22 protein-coding genes are annotated in these 21,963 nt (G+C 35.2%); 3 read left to right on the forward strand and 19 right to left on the reverse strand.

The genetic code is table 11. From position 1 onward, the window contains the following. Positions 1-24: 24 nt before the first annotated feature. The 19 genes from ACFSAH_RS04030 to ACFSAH_RS04120 all read right to left on the reverse strand — a co-directional run bounded on the left by ACFSAH_RS04030 (position 25) and on the right by ACFSAH_RS04120 (position 17,416). Positions 25-333, reverse strand: a complete 309-nt coding sequence (locus tag ACFSAH_RS04030) for a GIY-YIG nuclease family protein (RefSeq protein ID WP_379661412.1) — start codon at positions 331-333, stop codon at positions 25-27. Between the two features lie 129 nt (positions 334-462). Further along, on the reverse strand, positions 463-606 hold the full coding sequence (locus ACFSAH_RS04035) for a GIY-YIG nuclease family protein (protein ID WP_379661413.1): 144 nt from the start codon (positions 604-606) through the stop codon (positions 463-465). A 90-nt stretch (positions 607-696) separates the two neighbouring features. Next, positions 697-1,569 (reverse strand): glucose-1-phosphate thymidylyltransferase RfbA, encoded by an 873-nt coding sequence (rfbA, locus tag ACFSAH_RS04040; protein WP_379661414.1) that lies wholly within the window; start codon positions 1,567-1,569, stop codon positions 697-699. Between the two features lie 59 nt (positions 1,570-1,628). Beyond that, positions 1,629-2,192: a DUF3109 family protein gene (locus ACFSAH_RS04045; protein WP_379661415.1), complete on the reverse strand. Its 564-nt coding sequence runs from the start codon at positions 2,190-2,192 to the stop codon at positions 1,629-1,631. 5 nt (positions 2,193-2,197) lie between these two features. Next, a complete protein-coding gene (locus tag ACFSAH_RS04050; protein ID WP_379661416.1) occupies positions 2,198-2,704 on the reverse strand; it encodes an acyltransferase in 507 nt (168 codons plus the stop codon). Continuing rightward, positions 2,694-3,809 carry a DegT/DnrJ/EryC1/StrS family aminotransferase gene (locus tag ACFSAH_RS04055; RefSeq protein ID WP_379661417.1) on the reverse strand — a complete coding sequence of 372 codons (1,116 nt, stop codon included), beginning with the start codon at positions 3,807-3,809 and terminating at the stop codon, positions 2,694-2,696. The genes ACFSAH_RS04050 and ACFSAH_RS04055 overlap by 11 nt, the downstream gene beginning before the upstream one ends. Beyond that, complete coding sequence (locus tag ACFSAH_RS04060) at positions 3,796-5,058, reverse strand: nucleotide sugar dehydrogenase (protein ID WP_379661418.1); 1,263 nt, start codon at positions 5,056-5,058, stop codon at positions 3,796-3,798. The genes ACFSAH_RS04055 and ACFSAH_RS04060 overlap by 14 nt, the downstream gene beginning before the upstream one ends. 50 nt (positions 5,059-5,108) lie before the next feature. Continuing rightward, positions 5,109-5,888, reverse strand: coding sequence for a DUF3108 domain-containing protein (locus tag ACFSAH_RS04065; RefSeq protein WP_379661419.1), 780 nt, complete (start codon positions 5,886-5,888; stop codon positions 5,109-5,111). Positions 5,889-5,921: 33 nt separating this feature from the next. Next, positions 5,922-6,437, reverse strand: coding sequence for a DUF2480 family protein (locus ACFSAH_RS04070; protein ID WP_379661420.1), 516 nt, complete (start codon positions 6,435-6,437; stop codon positions 5,922-5,924). A gap of 144 nt (positions 6,438-6,581) precedes the next feature. Beyond that, on the reverse strand, positions 6,582-8,678 hold the full coding sequence (locus tag ACFSAH_RS04075; RefSeq protein WP_379661421.1) for a peptidylprolyl isomerase: 2,097 nt from the start codon (positions 8,676-8,678) through the stop codon (positions 6,582-6,584). 161 nt (positions 8,679-8,839) lie between these two features. After that, entirely contained in the window at positions 8,840-9,421 is a 582-nt protein-coding gene (gene lptC, locus ACFSAH_RS04080) for an LPS export ABC transporter periplasmic protein LptC (protein WP_379661422.1), read from the reverse strand. A gap of 2 nt (positions 9,422-9,423) precedes the next feature. Then, on the reverse strand, positions 9,424-10,722 hold the full coding sequence (locus ACFSAH_RS04085; RefSeq protein WP_379661423.1) for a hypothetical protein: 1,299 nt from the start codon (positions 10,720-10,722) through the stop codon (positions 9,424-9,426). Then, positions 10,703-11,464 carry a type III pantothenate kinase gene (locus tag ACFSAH_RS04090; protein ID WP_379661424.1) on the reverse strand — a complete coding sequence of 254 codons (762 nt, stop codon included), beginning with the start codon at positions 11,462-11,464 and terminating at the stop codon, positions 10,703-10,705. Before ACFSAH_RS04090 ends, ACFSAH_RS04085 begins: the two co-directional genes overlap by 20 nt. Before the next feature lie 99 nt (positions 11,465-11,563). Beyond that, positions 11,564-12,544 (reverse strand): DUF6427 family protein, encoded by a 981-nt coding sequence (locus ACFSAH_RS04095; RefSeq protein WP_379661425.1) that lies wholly within the window; start codon positions 12,542-12,544, stop codon positions 11,564-11,566. An 82-nt stretch (positions 12,545-12,626) separates the two neighbouring features. Next, positions 12,627-13,628, reverse strand: coding sequence for a glycosyltransferase family protein (locus ACFSAH_RS04100; RefSeq protein WP_379661426.1), 1,002 nt, complete (start codon positions 13,626-13,628; stop codon positions 12,627-12,629). 71 nt (positions 13,629-13,699) lie between these two features. Then, entirely contained in the window at positions 13,700-14,527 is an 828-nt protein-coding gene (locus tag ACFSAH_RS04105) for a UDP-2,3-diacylglucosamine diphosphatase (RefSeq protein WP_379661427.1), read from the reverse strand. A gap of 151 nt (positions 14,528-14,678) precedes the next feature. Beyond that, positions 14,679-15,371, reverse strand: a complete 693-nt coding sequence (locus ACFSAH_RS04110; protein WP_379661428.1) for a YjjG family noncanonical pyrimidine nucleotidase — start codon at positions 15,369-15,371, stop codon at positions 14,679-14,681. An 83-nt stretch (positions 15,372-15,454) separates the two neighbouring features. Beyond that, positions 15,455-16,096: a uracil phosphoribosyltransferase gene (gene upp / locus ACFSAH_RS04115; protein WP_379661429.1), complete on the reverse strand. Its 642-nt coding sequence runs from the start codon at positions 16,094-16,096 to the stop codon at positions 15,455-15,457. Positions 16,097-16,147: 51 nt separating this feature from the next. Next, entirely contained in the window at positions 16,148-17,416 is a 1,269-nt protein-coding gene (locus tag ACFSAH_RS04120) for a polysaccharide deacetylase family protein (protein ID WP_379661430.1), read from the reverse strand. Positions 17,417-18,027: 611 nt separating this feature from the next. On the opposite strand from ACFSAH_RS04120, the gene ACFSAH_RS04125 reads away from it, so the two are divergent. The 3 genes from ACFSAH_RS04125 to ACFSAH_RS04135 all read left to right on the forward strand — a co-directional run bounded on the left by ACFSAH_RS04125 (position 18,028) and on the right by ACFSAH_RS04135 (position 21,771). Then, positions 18,028-19,224: a phosphoethanolamine transferase gene (locus ACFSAH_RS04125; RefSeq protein ID WP_379661431.1), complete on the forward strand. Its 1,197-nt coding sequence runs from the start codon at positions 18,028-18,030 to the stop codon at positions 19,222-19,224. Between the two features lie 151 nt (positions 19,225-19,375). After that, the gene (gene uvrB, locus ACFSAH_RS04130) at positions 19,376-21,415 is read left to right on the forward strand and encodes an excinuclease ABC subunit UvrB (RefSeq protein WP_379661432.1); all 2,040 of its coding nucleotides are present in this window, start codon (positions 19,376-19,378) and stop codon (positions 21,413-21,415) included. 71 nt (positions 21,416-21,486) lie between these two features. Further along, positions 21,487-21,771, forward strand: a complete 285-nt coding sequence (locus tag ACFSAH_RS04135; protein ID WP_379661433.1) for a DUF4834 family protein — start codon at positions 21,487-21,489, stop codon at positions 21,769-21,771. Positions 21,772-21,963: the final 192 nt, after the last annotated feature.

Consider the following 21,963-nt stretch of genomic DNA (forward strand, 5'->3'; position numbering starts at 1 on the left):
GTCAGGCTGAGCGGAGTCGAAGCCTCATTTATTACTATAATGACTGCTATTCCTACATGTAGCTAAATATTTTAATTTATCCCAATTACCTAAAATAATCGCTTCTTTTTTCTTTCTTGACCAACCTTTAACTTGTTTTTCAAAAGCTATTACTTGATTAATGTCATTAAATTCTTCACAAAACACTAGTGTTATCGGCCTTCTCTTATATGTGTAACAGGTAGTATTCTCTCCTGTTAAATGTTCGTACATTCTGCGCTCTATATTATTAGTAACTCCTGTGTAATAACTATTATCAATGCATTTTAAGATATAAACATAATAATATTTCATTTCTTATACACTTACTCTACATTTCGACTACGCTCAATGTGACATCCTTTCCGATAGAGTTAATTCTTCTGCTTCAAGTCCCTCAACATACTAAAGAACCTATGTAATATCTCAGATTTACCGTCTTTGTCAGGCTGAGCGGAGTCGAAGCCCCTTTTTATTAGTACTCTCTCCTGTTAAATATCCGTACATTCTACGCTCTATATTATTAGTAACTCCTGTATAACAACTATTATCACTACATTTTAAGATATAAACATAATAATATTTCATTTCTTATACACTTACTCTACATTTCGACTACGCTCAATGTGACTCCACTCCTCCCTTTTCTCTCCAATACTCAGAATCTTCTAAAAAAGACTACAAAATTTTCTTATCTGCAATATCCAACAAATACTTACCATAACCACTTTTCAACAGAGGTTGTGCTAATGTCCTCAATTGGATTTCATCAATAAATTTCATACGGAAAGCAATCTCTTCTATACAGCCTATCTTTAAGGATTGTCTTTCTTCAATAACCTGCACAAATTGCCCCGCCTGCATTAAAGAATCAAACGTACCGGTATCTAACCATGCCGTACCTCTACTCAAAACCCCTACTTTTAGCCTTCCCTGTTGTAGATATACTTTGTTTATGTCCGTAATTTCCAGCTCACCTCTTGGTGAGGGTTTTATATTCTTAGCAATCTCCACTACATCATTATCGTAAAAGTACAATCCGGGAACTGCGTAGTTTGATTTAGGTTCGGTTGGTTTTTCTTCTATCGAAATCACGTTTTTATCTTTATCAAACTCCACTACTCCGTATCGCTCGGGGTCGTGTACCGGATAAGCATAAACCACTCCTCCTTCTACATTAGTATTAGATTGAAGCAATCTGGCCATACCATCGCCATAGAAAATATTATCTCCTAAGATTAGTGCTACTTTATCGGTCCCTATAAAATCTTCACCTATCATAAAGGCCTGAGCCAAACCATCTGGTGAAGGTTGTTCTGCATAAGAAAAATTACAGCCTAAACTTTTACCATCGCCTAATAATTTTTTAAACCCGGGCAAATCATGTGGGGTAGATATAATCAAAATATCTTTTATCCCTGCCAACATCAATGTAGATAAGGGATAGTAAATCATCGGCTTATCATAAACCGGCATCATTTGTTTACTTACGGCCAGAGTCAGAGGGTGTAAGCGTGTTCCCGATCCCCCTGCTAATATTATTCCTTTCAAATCTCGGTAGTGTTTAGTAAGGTCTGCAAATTTATAAACTTTTGGTTAGTATTGTAACATTATTGCTCGTTTAGCTTTTGGATAAGTTCTTCATACCAGGCTTTTCCATACTTTCTTATTAAAGGTTCTTTTAAAAATTCGTAAACCCTTACGTTTAATTCTTGACCAAAGCTACAGGCAGAAGAGCAAATTCCCCATCTATCATAATATAATGCATCAAACTCAGGGTATGCCGTTATTCTGATTGGGTATAAATGGCATGATATGGGTTTTTTCCAATCCACCACCCCTTCTTCATACGCTTTTTCTATAGCACATTTGGTAATTCCATTTTCCCATGTAACGTAAGCACACTCTTTATTTTTATCTACGCAGGTGGTTGTATAATCGCCATCTTCATCAATAACATATTCTCCATCCTGCTCTACGGCCTCAATACCTTTTGCCGTCATATAAGGTTTTACCAACGGGTATACCTTTTTTAAAATATCCAGTTCGCTTTCTTCTAATGGTGCTCCCGAATCTCCCTCTACACAACAGGCCCCTTTGCACTTTTCTAAATGACACACAAATTTCTGTTGTAAAACATCTTCATGTATCAGCGTATTTCTAACTTCTAACATTATTCTTATTTATCTAAAATCTCGCCCTCTTTATTTACTTTTCCTTTTTTTTCTGCCGGATTTCCGTACCATAATTCGTAGTCAGGGATATTCTTGGTCACTACAGATCCTGCCCCTATCAACGCATATTTCCCAATATTATTTCCGCAGACTACAGTACTATTTGCCCCTAATGTTGCCCCCCGTTGTACAATAGTATTTTTATATTCTGATTTACGTTCTATAAATGCTCTTGGGTTAATTACATTGGTAAATACTACTGACGGACCTATAAAAACATCGTCCTCTATAAACACTCCTTCATATACTGAAACATTATTCTGTATTTTCACTCCATTACCAACCCGCACCCTATCCCCTACATATACATTTTGTCCTATAATACAGTTATCGCCAATAATGGCAGAAGCTGAAATATGGGAGAAATGCCATATACGGGTGCCCTTGCCTATTATTGCTCCTTTATCTACCACAGCTGTTTCATGCACAAATATATGATTGTTATCCTCCATAAAACTCATGAATTATTTCACAAATATAACTGACTTCATGGTTCTTCAAATAGGGTTGAATAGGTAAAGATAAAACTTTGTCTATCAAGGAGTCTGAATTGGGACAATATCCAACAATATGCTTATAGGCTTCCTGCTGATTTAACACCAAAGGATAATAAACCATACTATCTATTCCGTGATCTTTGAGATATTTTCTTAACTCATCTCTTTTTCCATGCTGCACCAAAATGGTAAACTGGTGCCACGAATGGTTAACAGTCCTATATATTAAAGGTAACTGGATATCTTGAAGGCTATCTAATTGTTCTTTATATAGAGTTACTATTTCCTTTTTTCTGGCCAGATATTTCTCTAAATAATTTAGTTTAACGTTTAATAATGCCGCATGTAAGGAGTCTAATCTTGAGTTAACCCCCACTATATGATGCCGGTATTTTTCTGATTGTCCATGCGCCGCTAACATTCGTACTTTTTTGGCCAGATCATCATCGTTCGTATAAAGAGCACCACCATCGCCATAACACGAAAGATTTTTTGTTGGAAAAAACGAGGTGCAGGCAATAGCTCCAAAAGTTCCTAAATGTTTTCCCGAATAAGTTGTCCCTATTGATTGGGCACAATCTTCGATTAAATATAAATGATGTTGTTTTGCAATATCGGCCAAAACATCTATATCTGCACACTGACCGAAAAGATGTACGGCTATTATCGCCTTTGTTTGACTGGTTATTTTCTGTTTAAGATTATCGGTATCTATTTGAAAATACTTCATATCTACATCAACCAAAACTGGTTTGGCTTTTAATAGACTTACTGCTTCTATAGCAGCTACATAACTAAACGCAGGCAGAATAACTTCATCATTTTCTCCGATGCCAAGTGCCATTAAAGCCAATTGAAGAGCATCTGTTCCATTACCACAGGAAACTACATTTGAAACACCTAAATAATTAGCAAAGGCTTTCTCAAATTGCTTTACAGATTCTCCTTTAATAAAATCACCACGTTGTAATACTGCCTGCATAGCAGCATCTATTTCACCTTTGTGCGTTTGATACTCCAAAGGTAAATCCATCATTTTTATTCTATTATAATCTGGCATCTACGTACGCTCTGTCTATAATTGATTTTGTATCGAAGATAACTACTCCTTGTTCCTTTAGTTTTTTAAAATCTATTTCCAAAAACTGATGATGTGCAACCGCTATTATTATACCCTGATAGTTTTCATAAACGGGAGACGCAGACAAACTGATTCCATATTCCTCTTTCACTTCCTCCACATGCGCCCAAGGATCATAAATATCTACCTCTGTTTCAAACTGTCTAAGTTCATTATATATATCAATCACTTTGGTATTTCTGGTATCCGCACAGTCTTCTTTAAATGTAAATCCAAGAATCAGGATTTTGTTACCCTTTATGGCATAGTCTTTTTTAACTAATAACTTGATAAATTTATTGGCTACAAACATACCCATATTATCATTAACCCGCCTTCCGGAATGGATAACCTGCGGATAATACCCTAAAGACTCTGCTTTATGTACCAGATAATAAGGATCTACGCCTATGCAATGGCCGCCTACTAACCCCGGTTTAAATTTCAAAAAATTCCATTTGGTTGCTGCAGCCTCAATAACATCATTAGTATCTATGCCTACTCTGTCAAAAATCAGCGATAATTCGTTTACAAACGAAATATTTATATCTCGCTGGGCATTCTCTATTGCTTTTGCGGCTTCTGCCACTTTTATGGAAGGCGCTAAATGTGTACCTGCTATTATAATTTGCTGATAGAGCTGATCTATAAATTTTGCGGCTGACGGGGCTGAGCCTGAAGTTACTTTTTTTATTTTTGTCAGTGTATTAACTTTGTCTCCCGGATTAATTCTTTCCGGAGAGTATCCCAGAAAAAAGTCATTGTTTAACTTTAAGCCACTTACTTTTTCGAGTATTGGCAAACACTCTTCTTCTGTACACCCGGGATATACTGTAGATTCGTATATCACATAATCGCCTTTTTTTAAAACTTGCCCAATCAGTTGAGATGCTGAGATAAGAAAGCTTAAATCCGGAGTTTTAAAAACTGTAATAGGTGTAGGCACTGTTACGATGTAGATGTTACAACCTTCTATATCGGAAACTGAATCTGTAAAACTAAGAAACTTTGAGGCTGTGAATTCATCGCTGTCAATCTGTTTAGTCCGGTCTATACCTCTCTTTAATTCCCCTATACGATTTACCGAAACATCAAAACCTATTGTTTTTATCTTCTTTCCAAACTCAACCGCCAACGGTAAACCTACGTAACCTTGCCCTATTACCGCAATATGATTATTTTCTACCATCCTTTAATTTAGAACTAAAATAGAATTTTATTAGTTATAAATTCAAAGAATCACTTCACTATTTGTAATGGTCTTTTTAAACCGGTGGCATCTGCAATTTCCATAGTTACGTTACCTACAATTACCTCTGCCTGAGCTTTAACAGGTATTCTGTTTTCATCGTCTGTAATCCAGAGGAACAGTTGACTGTTTTTCTTGAAAATACGACCAGGGGATATAGATGGACTAAATTTCAGACACCGTATTTTTCCTTTAGCAGTTTTAATGACTTCTTTTCCAATATATTCTATGGTAAGCGGAGTAACTTCATCTTTTAGAAAATAAGTCAGCGTTAATTGATCTCCTGGTTTTATTCCCGTTAAATCCAGATTTCTTGCAAAATAATATGCGGAAACCATATCAAAGGTTTGACTTACGGGTGATGTAAATGTACCTTCGTTTCCTGTTATTTTTCTTTCTGTCTGATTGAATTTGACTTTGTCTACCCGCCTATAATTATCTTCTTTAATATCCTCGGCATACATAAACGGTGTGTAGTTTGTTTTGTCTATATAAGATTCGTAACGATTTCTTACCTTGAAAAAGAAATCAAATGCACTATAGGTCCGCCCTAAAGCGACTAAGTGATATGCCGGTTTTCCTCCAAACTTAATATCACTATCAAACACCTGTAATGTCGCCTCGGCTGCTGTTATAAACCCATATTTAAGTTTATAACGTAAAACCTCTCCTGCATCAAATGACGAGTTTTTAACATAAGCCAGTGTTTGTGAAAAAACCGGGGCATAAGCTACTAACATCAGGAAAAATGTTGCTATAAATTTTGCCATAACACTAACTTACATAAAAATTTAACGAAAATATTAGTCTTTCCGTTTATATAACGGTACTGTGGAACATGGTTCGCCATACATCAGGCTTTTCACAACTGGTTTCAACTTAGCCGTTAATGCTACAAACGCTGAAACCGGCACATTACCATCACCACACCCTTTTACAACGATTTTCTGATCTTTAAATTGTTCAACATCTAAGTTCTCTATGGCTTGGCTTAACAAATGGTCTTCTAAATCTTCTAACGAACCAAAAATAACGGTAAGCGCATATTCAGAAAACTTAGTCGTCAGCAACATATAAGCCCAGGTTGGGACAATGGCATCAGTTGAACAGGTTATGGCCACATGTTTCCCCTCATATTGTGTCCAATCGTGATTTTTTATAAATTCTCTGAAATCTTTTTCTTTAAGCATTAATCCATGGAAAAGATTATCTTTGATATCATACAGTATTCTTTCTCCCTGAGGCTTTATGGTCTCCAAATCATATGAAACCAAACCGCTCAATGCTACCTTATTCACTATTTTCTCTTGAATATCCATAATATTATTTCAATTAATTTTTAACACGCTACAGTTTTCTAAACTACACAATAAATATAATCACCGAGCTGATGTACTAAAATAAAAAAACCGGAGCTTGTTTTTAACAAACTCCGGTCATAATTTATTTTTTAGCTATCTATTTTAATAGAACTTAGCTCTATTGTCTTTTATTTTGGCTTTCTCTTTTAGAACTTCAAAAACTGCTCCTTCTGCCTGAGAGGATAGTGACTGACTTAAAGATTCTTTACTTTTTGCAACGCTAGCTCCTGTGAATGCAGCCGGATTTGTAAAGCCTTTCACCGCATAAACATATACTCCTCTTTCTCCATCAATAGCTTTTGATACTTTATTTGGCTGAGAGCCAAAGATAGAACCTATCACTTTATTTTCTTGAGAATATCCAGGAATAATAGGGTTAGCAAACACAATATTCTCTACCGGGTTTACAGTAACATTTAACTTTTGTGCTACCTGGGCTATATTAGTTGCTCCATTTAAAGCTTTATCTGCCTTTTCTTTTAGCATTCTTGCTTTAACTAAATTTATTACAGCCGGCTCGATACTTTTCTTAACGTTTTCTAAGCTTAAAGTTCCTTTTGGTTTAACCTCGGTTAATACAGCAACAACATATTTATTTCCAACGTTAAAGATTTCGTCTGAAACGTCTCCTTTGTCTGCTTTAAAAGCCCAACGTACAACGTTCCTTGCATCATCCAAACCTGGTACACCGCCTTGAAGAGGAGTTACATCTTCAGCTACAAGCTTATTAACACCTTGTTTTTGTGCTGTTTCTTCAAATTGCTTCTGATTTTTAACGGATGCAATAAAAGACTGCGCTTTCTGGTAAGCTAATTGTTCTGTTTGAGAACTTGGCGCAATCTGCTTATCTACGATTGCAACTTTAACAACTTTAGAGGAACCTACTTGCTTTTGGATTTCGATAACGTGTACACCATATTGAGTTTCTACCGTAAGTAACTGACCTGGGTGACCATTAAATACAGCTTCTTCAAACTGAGGCACCATTGATCCTCTTGCAAAAGTTCCTAAATCGCCTCCTGAATCTTTTGATCCGTCTGTACCAAATTCAGATGCTAATGTGGCAAAGCTTGCTCCTTTTTGAATCAGGTTCTTAATAGAGTCTGCCTTTGCTTTTGCTTGACCCATTCCTCCTTCTGTTGCAGGATTGATTAAGATATGACGGGCTTTTACTGAATCCGGACTTATTCTGGTATCTACTAGTTTAGCAACTTTATAAGCTCCATCTGATAAATACGGACCAAAAACGTATCCTTTAGAAACATTAAACATTACCGAGTCTAACGCTGGTTCTAAAGTTCCTTTCTTTTGATAAGAAATAGGTGTTTTAGTATCTGCATTAATACTTACATATAACGAATCATTATCTGTAGCCTTTAAGCCTTCAGCTATTTTCTCAATTTTTGTTTTTGCATCTGCAGTATCTTGTTTTGAAGGAGAAGCGTCAAATGCTACATATTCAAAAGTTCTGGTATCTGTATTACTTTTAAATCTGTACTTATTTTGATCGTAGTATTCTTTATAATCTGCATCGGTAGGTTTTACATCCGCATTATTTATGCTTGAATAATCTAACACCACATAATCGAAGTTTACCAACTTATTTTTGTTAGTGTATTCGTCTTTTGCATCTAAAGAATTGGCATAGATACCATTTCTGATTAACGAAAGATATTTTTGGTTAGCGCGGTCTTTCTCTATACTTTCCTCCAAGGCAATCCACTGTTGTTTAAGCTGACCTGTAGGTTCTGTTTCTGCACTTTTTCTGGAAGAAATTGCATTAGTTCTGTTAAACTGACCTGTTTGAGGATCTGCAAAGATCTGCTGCATTTGCGGAGACGGCTCTTCAAACAAAAGATTAAATAACTCTTTGTTTCCTACAGATAGTCCCAACTTAGCAGTTTGATTTTCTAAAATTATACTAGAAGTCATCTGATTCCAGGTATTCTCCACAATGTAAGATTGCATTTGAGAATTTAAATTTCCCATTTGTGCTCTAAACTGCTGAGAGTTTTGTTCTACTCTTTCGTTGAAATTCTGGTAAGATACCTTGTGTCCGTCTATAACGCCAATTTCGCTATTTGCATCAGCAATAAAACCGCTACTGCTTCTTATTGCATCGCCCAAAAGAAACGCTACGATTGCAAGACCTATTGCCACTACAATGATGGCACCTGCGCGCTCTCGCAAAAAACTCATAATTCCCATATGATTCTTCTATAATTTTATTTTTAGAGGGCGCAAGATACAAAATCAATTTTGAAAGTTAAAAGTTAATTAATTGTTGATTTTCAGTTACAATTTAACCTTTTATCTTATCTAACGCCTTTTCTAACTTAGTAATAATTTTTCAGTTAACACTATTGCGGAGAATTCTCTCCCTCGCCATCTAACCCTGTATTAAATTGTATAGGTCCCGCACCTTGTTTAATCTCATAATAACTAAAATCTTCAAGAGCCCAAAAACTTGTCCCCGATATAGTTGCCTGATCGGTGATAATAGTTACGACTTTATTGGAATGGAACTTTTTGGTGTTCTCGTCCCAGAATAATTCGTCTGATTTAAAAGTTTTCCCTTCTGAGTTTTTTGCCACTACATTATTTCTTAACTCTACCGTTTTCTGATTTTCTCTTCTTATTGCATAATCTGATATTACGGTGCTGGTTGGTTTTAATTGTTCGTCGTAAAAAACGACATCTATACCTTTAGGCATTTCATAATACGGATCTTTTGTCTTGAAATACAGCAATAAGGGAGCTTTTAATTTGGCTTTTACTTTTGTTGAGTCGCTGTATACAATTTCGGCTCCTTTTGTTGAGTCTACCTGTATTTCTTCTTGTAAAGTAATTTTCTTTGCTTTTTTAAGATCGCCACTACCACAAGCAAAAAGAGTGATTATACCCACCAGCACAAAACACCAAGCAGAGAAGAGCTTAAACATGGTTAATCGTATTTATATTTCTGAAACCATCTATCATTGATGGTAAACCCGATATGGAAGTTATAAAAGCCTTCTTTTACCAATCCTGGTTTTAATACTCCCCGTTGCCCTATCTCCGCAGCGAAATTAATTTTGTAAAATGCAGATCTGTTAGCAGAGGCGACTAAAGGAAATCCCATCCCAAAATTGATACTTTTTACATCAATATCTGTCTGGTTCACCTTTACATACGATTTATCGTAATTAATTCCCAATCGGTAATCAATAAGGGCAAAATAATTAGTTACTGAATTAATATTGGGCACCAACTGTCCTCCTAGAGAAAAACCCCAACTTTTATTCAGGTTTTGGTTAACATTATCGATTTTGAAATCGCTCCAGTCAGCCATACGAAAATCGGCTCCCACTAACCATTTATTCACTCTTGCTATACTTATACCAAAATTATGCTGTAGCGGGATGGTTACTTTTCCCCTGTCTGATTCTTTGTTATATATCGTATCTGTGGTATAATCAGTATCGTTAGATACTACGTATGTTGAAGTCAGTGTGGAATAATTATTTTTAAGTTTAGACTCTAATCCAGCGGTATAACCCAAAGTAAGTTTCATTTTCTCTCCTAACGGCGCTACATATTGCGTTCCTAAATCAAAACTAAGTCCACCCAAACTATTATTAACTTCTTTTTTTGCATTGTTGAATCCAATATACCTGTTATGGAACTCTACAGAACTCACGTCTTTTAAGTTTCCAAAAAGGTATGACATATTGAAACCGAAATTAAAGTTTTTACCTACTCCAAAACCATAACCTAAATAGGCCCTTGACAAACCTCCCTCGCCTTTGTAAACATGATCTGCAGACAGCGTATCTAAACCTACTGTTTGTTTATAGGAATAACCTAAGGTACTGTAAGGCAACAATCCAAAGCTTAAAGCAGATTTTTTTGAAACTGGTATAGCAATAGCCAAATGCTCTAAACTTGCGTTAAAATTATTTTCAACTTGATTATCTCTTTTCAAGCTTTGAACACCGCCTCCAAGACCAAAATCAAAAGCGGTTAACCTAATTTGCGAATAGGATGCAGGATTAGCAATATTGATATTATTATAAACGCCCACTGAACTGATACCATAAGCAAGATTACCCATAGAGCGATTTTGCGGTAAGTATGTTCCTTGCAGGTTACCTACACCATATTTTGAATACGGGGAATTAATAATACTTTGTGCTGCTGCATTAACCGCCGCAAAGGCAAAAAATGCGAAAATAAAGATGTATTTATTTGTCTTTCTTATCATGTTGGTATCTAACAACTGTATTTAATCCTATTGGCACCAAATTTGGCTCTAATAGTATTTGGTGCGCAAAGATGCTATTTTTCAATCTACTATCAAAAAACGATGCATCTCCTCCGCATAGTATTATGCCTAAATCTATTTTTTTTTCGTTATATTTTTTAATATAGCCCTGAATTTCGAACAACATTCCATTAATTACTCCTGCCATTAATGATTCTGTTGTATTCTCACCTATTTGTTTATTAAACTCGTAAAATGACTCACCTACTTCTATAAGAGGTAACTTGTCTGTAAAACTATGCATGGCATTAAATCTCATTTTAAGACCGGGAGAGATTACGCCTCCAAAATAATTACCTTCTTCGTCTGCAAAATCTACCGTTAAACAGCTTCCAAAATCGAATACCAGAACTGCTTTTTGCGAAAAAATATTTTTAGCTCCTATAATTCCTGCCAATCTATCAACCCCTAGAGTTTCCGGAGTTCCGTACTTGTTTTTTATCGGAACAGGGGTCTTATAATCAAAATATACAACTTCTATTCCTGAAACAAACGAAACAGGCAACGGGCTCTCTCCTTTTACAGATGATACTAATATACGTTCTACATTATACCTTTTTACAAGCGCCTCTATTTCGTCTTGAAAAAACTGTTCCTGCTTCTGAATATAGATAATGTCTTCTTTTCTGAAAACAAGTATTTTCGAAAATGTATTTCCTATATCTATAATCAAATTCACCATTAAGTATACCTACAAAATCCCCTATTTAAAACAAATCTATTAAACTTTTACTTCGTTTTAATCTGGCAACCGTTAAAAAAAGTTAAAGACAGATGCATTTTAAACGAACTGGAAGTAAACTATAAAAACCAGAATGAGTAGAAAAAGCGTCTCATAAAACCAACGTCGCTTGGCATTCAAAAAATAAAATGATAACAAAGTAGATACCGGAATAGCACACACCAAAAAATGATTTATTCTATAATCTGACCTCAGGTAAAAAGACGCAAGACCTATTAAAAACACATAAAACATGTAAATAAAGGTCTTTCTAATCTGTATATAGCTTTTAAAAAAGTTCTCTCTTAGTTGTATTGTCCCCAATATAAGTCCAATAACTATGGGTAATAATACGATATAATCCAACGGCTCTATGCTGATAAAAACCGGCAAAGCAACAGTTAGCGGTTTCCAAATTTCAAAAAAGGAGCCTAATTTATCATTCCAGAAATAATAAACTCCCAGCAAAAATGTAATAGTTATATAACCAAATAAAACAGCGCCCCATTCCCGCCAGTTAAATGGCCTAAAAATGATTAACGCAACCCAAAGTATAAGCAGAAAAAGTACAAACGGGAAATAAATAATTGTCCCTATCGCTGTCACCATTCCTAAATCAAACATAGTTGATATCTGACTACTGTCTTTATAAGATTGCAAAATCCTAAAGATGATGAACAACAGGAGAAAGTTACAGATTAAGGGCGGTGATAATAAAAGAAACGGAGTAAATACTGAACACACCGTTATGTACACTAAAGCAGGTACGAAGGTTGTTTTGCCCATAATATTATACTCGTTCAGAACGCGATTGAACAGTAACGATTGTATAAAAAGTACGAGCCCCGCAATTAAAATATTAGACGAAGGAGACAAAAGGGGAGTGTGGGCATCCCGTATCAGCAGTCGGCTGGCTGTTTCTGAAAATCCGGTATTAATTTCATTGGGCAAGTCTATCAATAACCCTATCCTTAGCACATATACGGCTAAAAAAAGTATGATGACATTAAAGAAGTTTAGCGTTCTAAACTGCTGAATCATTGTTATTGTCTTTAACTAGCAGAAACTGCTCATTTGTTTTGCCGACAATAATAAGCATATTCAGTCCTAATTAAAAACATATTTAATGTTGTTTTTTATGCTGATGGACTGAAATGATATTTTCGATGATATCTGATGTTTCATCCGGAAAATCTACCTTAATAGGTTTTTCCTCTTCAACCCATTTCTTCAGTTTATTAAAGAAGTTATCGCTAAGATTATTGATCACCGAAACACCAAGCCTTTTTGCTGCCTCAGCATTACATACCTGTTCGAACTGATCGGGCATAGGAACCAATAAAACTTTTTTACCAAGATAAAGAGCTTCTGCGGGCCCTTCGAAACCTCCACCAGTTAGTAAACCGGCACATGACTCCAGGCTTTTATTATAGCTCTCATTCTGAATAGGTTTCACCAATACATTGGCATAACGATAAGGTGTTTTTTGGTGTTTGCTAAAAACTTCCCATTTCACATCTTTCAGTTTATGAAAATGTTCTAACAATATTTTATCATCTACGGCCGGCAGATAAACAGTATAATGTCCATTATTTACCGGACTCAATGCTCTTATTTCACTCCTAATCACCGGTGTATAAATAAATTTATCGTACCTATCAAAATGAAAGCCTACCTGAGTGGTTGTTGGAGCATAGTATTTTAATATCTGCTCCATCAAAAAGCTTTTATTTTTGGGGCGTGGTGTATTTTTGGATAGAAAGGAAGCTTGATGACTCAATGCTATACAGTTTTTGTTTTTGAGCTTACATGCCCATGCAGAAAGGGGCTCGAAATCATTGATAATAAGATCATATTCTGTTAATGGGATAGACCTCATATCTTTTAAAAATCTAAATAGTTTTACTTGTTTTAGGGTTTTCCAATAATCTATACCGCCGTTTTTGCCAAAGATATAACTGAAACCATGAAACTTATAGGTCAGTTGCTGAGGAAGTTCGATATCTGCCTGTGTCCCACTTACAAGAATATCTAGCTTCCCGTATTTAGACAGTAAAGGAATTATTTCCTTAGCCCTGCTTACATGTCCATTTCCTGTTCCCTGTATGGCATAAAGTATCTTCATTTTTCTGCTCTAGCTACACAATTTTATTAAATCATTTCCTGCTTCACAAAAGTATAAAAAACATTATCCTTTTATGTGGACAATTTATAGAGGAGTTCTTCTATGTTCATCATTTGCTTAAGATCTTCCTGTTCTTCTTCCTGACGGTTTTCAAAATCCTGTGGATTATAGCTATAAACGCTCCATTGCCCATCTTTGTACTCCAGGGAAGTCAAACTTTCTACCCAATCGCCAGAATTTAGGTACATCACTTTGCCTTCATTATTACTTATTTCACGCATTTCGGCACAATGGATATGTCCGCAAACAACATATTCGTATTTTTTCTCTATCGCAATATCTGCCGCTGTTTGCTCGAATTGATTGATAAATTTTACTGCTTTTTTTACGCTTGCCTTTATTTTTTGCGAAAAGCTGTATTTTTTCTTTCCCAATTTCACCAACATCCAGTTTACCACACTATTCAGCAAAATCAAACTATCATAACCTATTGCGCCTAATTTCGCTAACCATTTAGAATGTTGCATGGTAACATCAAATACATCTCCATGAAAAAACCATGCTTTTTTTCCTTCTAAATTTAACACTAGTTTATTCAATAAGTGCAGGTTTCCCATACTGGCATTGGTAAATTTTCGAAGAATCTCGTCGTGGTTTCCTGTCAGATAATATACTGGAATACCTTCGGAAGCGAATTTGAGGATTTTTCGCAAAACCTTGATATGTGCTTCAGGAAAATATGATTTACTGAATTGCCACATATCTATAATATCACCGTTTAAGATTAGTTTATTGGGCTTTATACTGCCTAAATAGGTTAGCAGCTCTTTTGCATGACAACCGTACGTTCCTAAATGAACGTCTGAGATGACCACAATGTCCAACTCTTTCTTATCCATAATCAACTTCTTTGAAGAAAGATGGATCTGGTATATTGATTCATACCCTATCTACTTTTTAACTAAGATAAAAATCAAAGGTGAACTTATTATTAACTTGATATTATGTTAACTAGCGATATTATGGATTAAGATTATCTTTTAATAATTCTTACAAGATTTCTCGCAACTGGAAAAGGTTGTTAATTTGCTGATCTATGTCTTGCGGAACTTCTAAAAAATTGGGATTGAAGTAAATAGCATCCATTCCTAAGTTTTTAGCTCCTCTGATATCGGCTTCCAAACTATCTCCTATCATCACACTTTCTTCTGCCCTACCTTTAGCTAAGCCCAAGGCGTATTCAAAAATAGCTTTGTCCGGTTTATTTACACCAACAACTTCTGATATAACCACATTAGAAAAGTAATTACCCAATTTTGTGTTCTTCAACTTATATTCGGTAGACTCTTTAAAGCCATTGGAGATAAGATGAAGGTTATATTTACCGGAAAGATAAGTCAGAATTTCATGTGCATGAGGAAACAGGTTGGTTTTTGTAGGGCATATTTTCACGTAATCTTCTTCGAAAGAATCTGGAAACACTTGCGCATCCAAACCCAATTCTACAAAAGTTTCTTTGAACCGCCTTTCCCTAAGTTCACTTTTTGAGATATATCCCAAATGATATTCTCTCCATAAACGATGGTTATTTTTAGTGTAGGTTTCTATAAAAAGATCTACGGAATCAACACCCAAACCTTTAAAATCATAAGTGATATATAACTCGTGAATAGTTTCCTGCGCATTTTTATCAAAATCCCACAGAGTATGATCCAGATCAAAGAATATATTTTGATATTTCATAATTATGAAATACAAAGAAACTGATATTTCTAAACTTTTTTGTACTCTGACATTAAAAAGGCTCTTTTCTTCTATTCTATAACCTATATTTTGTCCCCGTAGGCTAAGTCTCCGGCATCGCCAAGACCAGGAACAATATAGGCTTTTGAGGTCAGCTCCTCATCAATAGCTCCAATCCAAAGTTTTGCTTTTGGCAGGTTTGCTTTAACATGGTTAACTCCTTCCTGACTGGCAATAATACTAACAATATGCAATTCTTTAATATTATACCCGCTTAACAGCTCTTTGCAGCATAACACCATACTTTTCCCTGTTGCCAACATCGGATCTGAAACAATAACAACTTTATCGGTTAAATCGGGAGCAGAAATATATTCGGCTTGTATTATAAAATCGCCTTGTTTTTTAACTTTTCTATAGGCCGAAATAAAAGCACTTCCTGCATGGTCAAAATAGTTTAACAAACCTTGATGTAAAGGCAAACCAGCCCGTAATATAGTTGCCAGAATAGGCTGTTGGTTTATTAAATTGATATTTGTTAACCCTAACGGTGTTTGTATCTCACACTCATCATACACTAGGTTCTTACTGATTTCGTATGCAAATATTTCACCTATTCGCTCCATATTCCTGCGGAAACGCATACTGTCTTGTTGTACCTCTACGTTTCTTAACTCTGCAATAAAATGATTGGCAATACTGTTATTTTCTTCAAGAACAAACATGATACTGTATTTATGTTAACAAACAATAATTTTACTATTAAACCTTCTTAATTATGGCGTTGCCATCTCAAGCATTTGAATATACATATTTTTCCAGCCTTTCCAGCCACCAAAATCACTTACCGATTCGTTATGCCACAACGTAATCAAAGTTCCATTAACTTTTCTCACGTTTTCTATTAGATTCCAAACTTCTTTTAATGCCTCTTCTCTGTTAAGCTGTTGATATCTTTTTAAGGTTTGATCCATTACCGCTGTAGGGTAAATTTTCAAGTCAGTAACCTTATCATTCTCCAGATCATACCAATAAAATGGGGTACAGGTTGATGCTCTGAAGCCTGGCTCATCAGCATATATCATGGTATAATCTTCTTTAATACCGTTTGCTAAAAGTGATCTGTAAGTATCTGGAAAAGTCAACTTCAAATAATGTTGCCTTGATAGTTCTACCTTTTTACCTAAATAATTTTCAAGTTCATTTTTTTCAGTCGCAATTTGCGATGTGTGGTTATTAGAGTAATAAGAGGGATGCACACCTACTCTGTTTGATAATGCCAATGTTTTTATAAGTGCCCTCAAAGGCTGTTTATTTTTATGATGTGGATTATCAAACTGATGCTTATTTCCCATTAATAAAAAATAAATTGTGTTTATTTGGAATTGAACATCCCATTTTTTCACCTGTTCATACACATCATAAGGATCTCTGAAAATGTATTTAAACTCTCCTTCAATGAGTTTTTTTGCTTTTTTTAAAATTCTCCTAAAAATACCTTCTGACCGATAATAATACGGCATATCGATATCCAGCGTAGGAATAAACTGGTAGCTTCTCTTTTTATAAGAAAGCGAGGGATACTTTTTCAGTAGCTCTTCTAAAATGGAGAAAGCCCATTCGTCTACAATCGGGCGTTTTAAAAATCCGTATTGATAGGCAACTGATTGTTTTCCTGAAAACCTTTGGTATTGGTCTTTTTCTGTGGCAAAATATTCTTCATAACGGGTTATCAGAAAAAAGGTGGCTGCAAAAACATCTGTATTTTGTATGGTAAAAGGCGCATCAGATTTACACCCAATCGTAAAATCACAGTTGGTTTTACACATCCCTTTCTCATAAAGGAATCCGTTATTCTTTATATAAATCCCCTCAACATTTAATCTTTCGTCACTATACATCAGTTTCGGCAACTGACTATTGGAAAAGAAAGAAAAGTCACCAGTTTCCTGGTAGTCAATACCTAAAACACCCCTAAAAACAAAGTTAAAAACATAAGTCTGCCTGTGACTTTTTTCGGGGATATATATAAGTAATTGTTCCACAAAACGAATATATGTAAATAATGGTGTTGGTGAAATCTAAAAAAACTATATTCACATTCTATAAAAACATTATCCAAGGCCACAAAGATTAACTAAAAGCTAAGAGTATTATCTAAATCATGTTGAAGCAATTAAAAAACAAAATAGATGCTAAACAAAAAGTCATTTTTTGCTGCTTAATACTAATTCTTCTTATACCTAACCTCTATACATTACTTCACTATACTGATCTCAAAGGCAACTGGCTTATGAGTATCTCTTACATAGCTTTATGCCTCTCTGTTCTTTTACTTCCACTTGTTGTTCTTAGAATAAAAACGTTCTTTAAAATAGGATGGATTTTTCTCTTACTTTCAGGACTCGAAATAGGGTCGGTAAAAAGCCTGGGCGCCCCAATAAGCGAAGGTTTTTTGGAAGCTATTTTGAATACTAATTTTCAGGAAACATTAGAACAGCTCTCTACAAATAAAGAAATTATAATCTTTGTTTTAATAATTGCAAGCTTATATTATATACTAACATCAAAATTAACACTCAAATCAATTGATAATAAATCAAAGTACTTTATTCTATCATTTTTTCTGATATTGAACGTGATTCTCATTTTTAAAATGTACACTTTTCAAGCAGATTCTGGTAGTTTCTCTTCTAAAGCCAATTATACTTTAGCTATAACATTAATGAAGTATCAAAAGATTTATCCTATTGATTTACTCCTAAACACAAACAAAATTTTTTATAACAGTAGGAATAAACAAAATTTTGGTAAAAATTTTAACGAATTCTCCTTCCAGGCAAAGCAATACAAAAGCTCCCAAAAAAAAGAAATATATGTTTTGGTGATTGGGGAGTCGGCAAGATACTCCAGCTTTCACATAAATGGTTATTCCAGACAAACTAGCCCTAATTTAGACAACCTGGACAACTTAATATCATTTTCAAATGTATTCAGCCCTGCTACCCTAACTTTTATGTCTTTACCCCAGCTTATCACCAGAGCCACACCCGACAATTTAAACTTACAGTTTGAAGAAAAATCAATAATAGATGCCTTCAAAGAAGCAGGGTTTTATACAGCCTGGATTAGTACACAAAATGAAAATGACCCCGCTATAAAAAGATTAAGAGGTGTAACCAATTATTTTCATTCATCAAAATTAGGATTAGATAATAATAGTCCTTATGACACGGACATTATTTCTAACTTCAAAACAGTATTGAAAGAAAATGGAAATAGAAAATTCATCGTCATTCATTCATTAGGCAGTCATTTTAGATATTCAAAACGCTATCCTCCTTCTTTTGAAAAATTTAAACCGGCTCTAGCAAGAGTTGGCTTTGATAACATACATATTAGTAATAAAACAAAGTTTATAAACTCGTATGATAATAGTATTTTATTTACCGACTTTTTCCTTGATTTATTGATAAAAGAGCTCAAAAATACAGAAGCAGTGTGCACACTAACTTATGTATCAGACCATGGAGAAAACCTATTTGATGATGAAAGAGGACTTATACAGCATGGTACTGAAAACCCTGGTAAAGAAGAATATCATATTCCTTTATTTATATGGTTCTCTAACCAATACCAAAAGGAAAACAGTGAAAAAACATTGGCCATACTCAATAATAAAGATAAGAAAGCTATGTCCAACACCACCTTTTATACTATGCTAGACCTGGCTAATATTGGTTATCACAACTCAGATCAGGAGCTTCAAAAAAGTATCGCAAGCCCTCAGTATAAAGAACCAACAGAACGTAAACTTATTAGTGCTTCAAAGAAGATTATTTTGATCAACTAATTCTCCATGAAAAACAAGGAGACAAACATTCCTCTCAAATCAATGTTGAATATTTATTAGAATATCGACAGTATGTCATAAGGTTCCATCAGAGGGATTTACCCTCAGAAGGAGGTCTTTTTTTATTCTCTAAACAGTATCTTTGTTTAAAATGGATTTTAAAATATCATCTCAATACCACCCTACCGGCGACCAACCCAATGCTATCAAACAACTGGTCGAAGGGGTAAAAACAGGCGATCATTACCAGACTTTATTAGGTGTTACCGGATCGGGCAAAACCTTTACCGTTGCCAACGTAATTGAACAAACCCAAAAACCAACGCTAATATTGAGCCATAACAAAACGCTGGCCGCTCAATTATATGGAGAGTTTAAACAGTTTTTCCCAGACAATGCCGTAAACTATTTCGTATCATATTACGATTATTATCAACCCGAAGCTTTTTTACCCACAACTAATACTTATATAGAAAAGGATCTTCAGATTAATGAAGAAATTGAAAAGCTAAGACTCCGGACCACTTCCGCTCTTATGTCGGGGCGCCGCGATGTAATTGTCGTTTCTTCTATTTCTTGTATTTATGGTATGGGAAATCCGGAAGACTTTTCCAACTCCGTTTTTCGTTTTGGAGTTGGTACTCGCATTAGCAGAAATGCATTTCTACATCGCTTGGTAGAGATTCTATATGCAAGAACAACTGCGGATTTCAAAAGAGGTACTTTCCGAGTAAAAGGAGATACTGTAGATATTTACCCCGCTTATCTTGACTTTGCTTACCGTGTTTCTTTCTTTGGAGATGATATCGAGGAAATATCAGCCATAGATCCGATAAGTGGAAAAAGTTTCGAAAAAACACAGGCTATTACTATATTTCCTGCCAATCTGTTTGTCACTCCGAAAGAAAAATTCGTGACCGTTCTTCATGAAATAGGTGAAGATATGGAGGCCAGAAAGAAACAATTGGAATCCGAAGGTCGTTTTTTAGAAGCTAAAAGATTGGAAGAGCGGACTAACTATGATCTGGAAATGATGCGGGAACTCGGTTACTGCTCAGGTATAGAAAATTACTCAAGATATTTTGACGGCAGAAAACCCGGAATGCGTCCTTTCTGTCTTTTAGATTATTTCCCGGACGATTATTTGATGGTTATCGACGAAAGTCACGTTACCGTACCACAAATAAGAGCGATGTATGGCGGAGACAGATCCAGAAAGATTTCCCTAGTAGAATATGGATTCAGATTGCCCGCAGCTTTAGACAACCGTCCTTTAAACTTCCAGGAATTTGAAAGTCTGGCTCCTCAAACAATTTATGTTAGTGCAACTCCTGGAGATTACGAGCTGGAAAAAACCGAGGGCGTATTTGTTGAGCAGGTTATCCGACCTACAGGACTTTTAGATCCGATTATTGAAGTCAGACCCGTAACCAATCAGGTTGATGATTTATTGGATGAAATTGACAAGACCATAAAACTTGGGGACAGGATTTTAGTAACCACCTTAACCAAAAGAATGGCTGAAGAGTTGGCAAAGTACATGGACCGATTGAATATCAAAGTCAGATATATACATTCGGAAATTAAAACACTGGAACGTGTAGAAATTTTAAGAGGATTAAGACTGGGCGAGTTTGATGTATTAATAGGAATTAACCTACTAAGAGAAGGACTTGATTTACCTGAGGTTTCGCTAGTTGCTATCTTGGATGCAGATAAAGAGGGTTTTCTACGTTCGGAAAGATCCTTGATCCAGACAATAGGTAGAGCAGCAAGAAACGACCGTGGCCGTGTTATTATGTATGCTGACTCTATTACGGCTTCTATGCGTGTGACCATAGATGAAACTAACCGCCGGAGAGAAAAGCAGATTAAATACAATGAAAAACACGGCATTATTCCTAAAACCGTGGGAAAATCCAAAGAAGCTATTATTGAGCAAACTTCCGTTGTTGACTTCAAAGGAGGAGTACAACATGCTTACATAGACAATATAGAGCCCACAATAGCCGCAGACCCTGTTGTACAGTATATGACTAAAGCTCAGTTAAAGAAATCTATAGAGAATACGAAAAAAGATATGCTGGCTGCTTCAAAAAATATGGATTTTTTACTGGCTGCCAAATTAAGAGACGAGATGTATGCTTTAGAAAAAATTATGGCGGAGAAATTTGGGCTTAGTAAAGGCTAAAATTACACTGTAAGTTGTAACATTACGTTATAATTACACTCTAATTAATGTGAAAAAATTATATTTGTGATATGGGTGCATTATTAAAGTTTTTATTGATAACAATCTGTATCCTTTATTTATTAAGGGTACTTGCCAGAATATTTCTTCCTTTCTTATTTAAGAAAGCTGTAGAAAAAATGGGAAAACAATACGGTGGCGGAGGTTTTCAATATAGAGAATATAATTATAAAGGTGGGACATCTAACTCAAAACCTGAAGGTAAAATTACGGTAGATTACGTTCCTCCAGCAGATAAAAAGGCTCCAAACCTAGATAAAGGCGGAGAATTTATTGACTTCGAAGAGGTTAAATAATTCACCGAAAAGATCAAGAATATTGTAAAAGCTATCAGAACACTTATTTCTGGTAGCTTTTTTATTTTCAACCTTGATTCTACAAGTCGTAATTTCTAAAAAAATACGGGCTGCCATTTTCTAAAAACTTATAAAAGCAAAATTTAACCTTTATATAAAGGTATATATATCACGTATTTTTCTATTTTTGGT

The sequence above is a fragment of the Pseudopedobacter beijingensis genome (assembly GCF_042678145.1).
Classification (GTDB): domain Bacteria; phylum Bacteroidota; class Bacteroidia; order Sphingobacteriales; family Sphingobacteriaceae; genus Pseudopedobacter; species Pseudopedobacter beijingensis.

What these genes read in the sequence shown, in the direction of transcription:
- ACFSAH_RS04030 (WP_379661412.1), bottom strand. Translation starts at nt 333, where the DNA reads ATGAAATATTATTATGTTTATATCTTAAAATGCATTGATAATAGTTAT.
- ACFSAH_RS04035 (WP_379661413.1), bottom strand. Translation starts at nt 606, where the DNA reads ATGAAATATTATTATGTTTATATCTTAAAATGTAGTGATAATAGTTGT.
- ACFSAH_RS04045 (WP_379661415.1), bottom strand. Translation starts at nt 2,192, where the DNA reads ATGTTAGAAGTTAGAAATACGCTGATACATGAAGATGTTTTACAACAG.
- ACFSAH_RS04050 (WP_379661416.1), bottom strand. Translation starts at nt 2,704, where the DNA reads ATGGAGGATAACAATCATATATTTGTGCATGAAACAGCTGTGGTAGAT.
- ACFSAH_RS04055 (WP_379661417.1), bottom strand. Translation starts at nt 3,809, where the DNA reads ATGCCAGATTATAATAGAATAAAAATGATGGATTTACCTTTGGAGTAT.
- ACFSAH_RS04060 (WP_379661418.1), bottom strand. Translation starts at nt 5,058, where the DNA reads ATGGTAGAAAATAATCATATTGCGGTAATAGGGCAAGGTTACGTAGGT.
- ACFSAH_RS04065 (WP_379661419.1), bottom strand. Translation starts at nt 5,888, where the DNA reads ATGGCAAAATTTATAGCAACATTTTTCCTGATGTTAGTAGCTTATGCC.
- ACFSAH_RS04070 (WP_379661420.1), bottom strand. Translation starts at nt 6,437, where the DNA reads ATGGATATTCAAGAGAAAATAGTGAATAAGGTAGCATTGAGCGGTTTG.
- ACFSAH_RS04075 (WP_379661421.1), bottom strand. Translation starts at nt 8,678, where the DNA reads ATGAGTTTTTTGCGAGAGCGCGCAGGTGCCATCATTGTAGTGGCAATA.
- lptC (WP_379661422.1), bottom strand. Translation starts at nt 9,421, where the DNA reads ATGTTTAAGCTCTTCTCTGCTTGGTGTTTTGTGCTGGTGGGTATAATC.
- ACFSAH_RS04085 (WP_379661423.1), bottom strand. Translation starts at nt 10,722, where the DNA reads ATGATAAGAAAGACAAATAAATACATCTTTATTTTCGCATTTTTTGCC.
- ACFSAH_RS04090 (WP_379661424.1), bottom strand. Translation starts at nt 11,464, where the DNA reads ATGGTGAATTTGATTATAGATATAGGAAATACATTTTCGAAAATACTT.
- ACFSAH_RS04095 (WP_379661425.1), bottom strand. Translation starts at nt 12,544, where the DNA reads ATGATTCAGCAGTTTAGAACGCTAAACTTCTTTAATGTCATCATACTT.
- ACFSAH_RS04100 (WP_379661426.1), bottom strand. Translation starts at nt 13,628, where the DNA reads ATGAAGATACTTTATGCCATACAGGGAACAGGAAATGGACATGTAAGC.
- ACFSAH_RS04105 (WP_379661427.1), bottom strand. Translation starts at nt 14,527, where the DNA reads ATGGATAAGAAAGAGTTGGACATTGTGGTCATCTCAGACGTTCATTTA.
- ACFSAH_RS04110 (WP_379661428.1), bottom strand. Translation starts at nt 15,371, where the DNA reads ATGAAATATCAAAATATATTCTTTGATCTGGATCATACTCTGTGGGAT.
- upp (WP_379661429.1), bottom strand. Translation starts at nt 16,096, where the DNA reads ATGTTTGTTCTTGAAGAAAATAACAGTATTGCCAATCATTTTATTGCA.
- ACFSAH_RS04125 (WP_379661431.1), top strand. Translation starts at nt 18,028, where the DNA reads ATGTACACTTTTCAAGCAGATTCTGGTAGTTTCTCTTCTAAAGCCAAT.
- uvrB (WP_379661432.1), top strand. Translation starts at nt 19,376, where the DNA reads ATGGATTTTAAAATATCATCTCAATACCACCCTACCGGCGACCAACCC.
- ACFSAH_RS04135 (WP_379661433.1), top strand. Translation starts at nt 21,487, where the DNA reads ATGGGTGCATTATTAAAGTTTTTATTGATAACAATCTGTATCCTTTAT.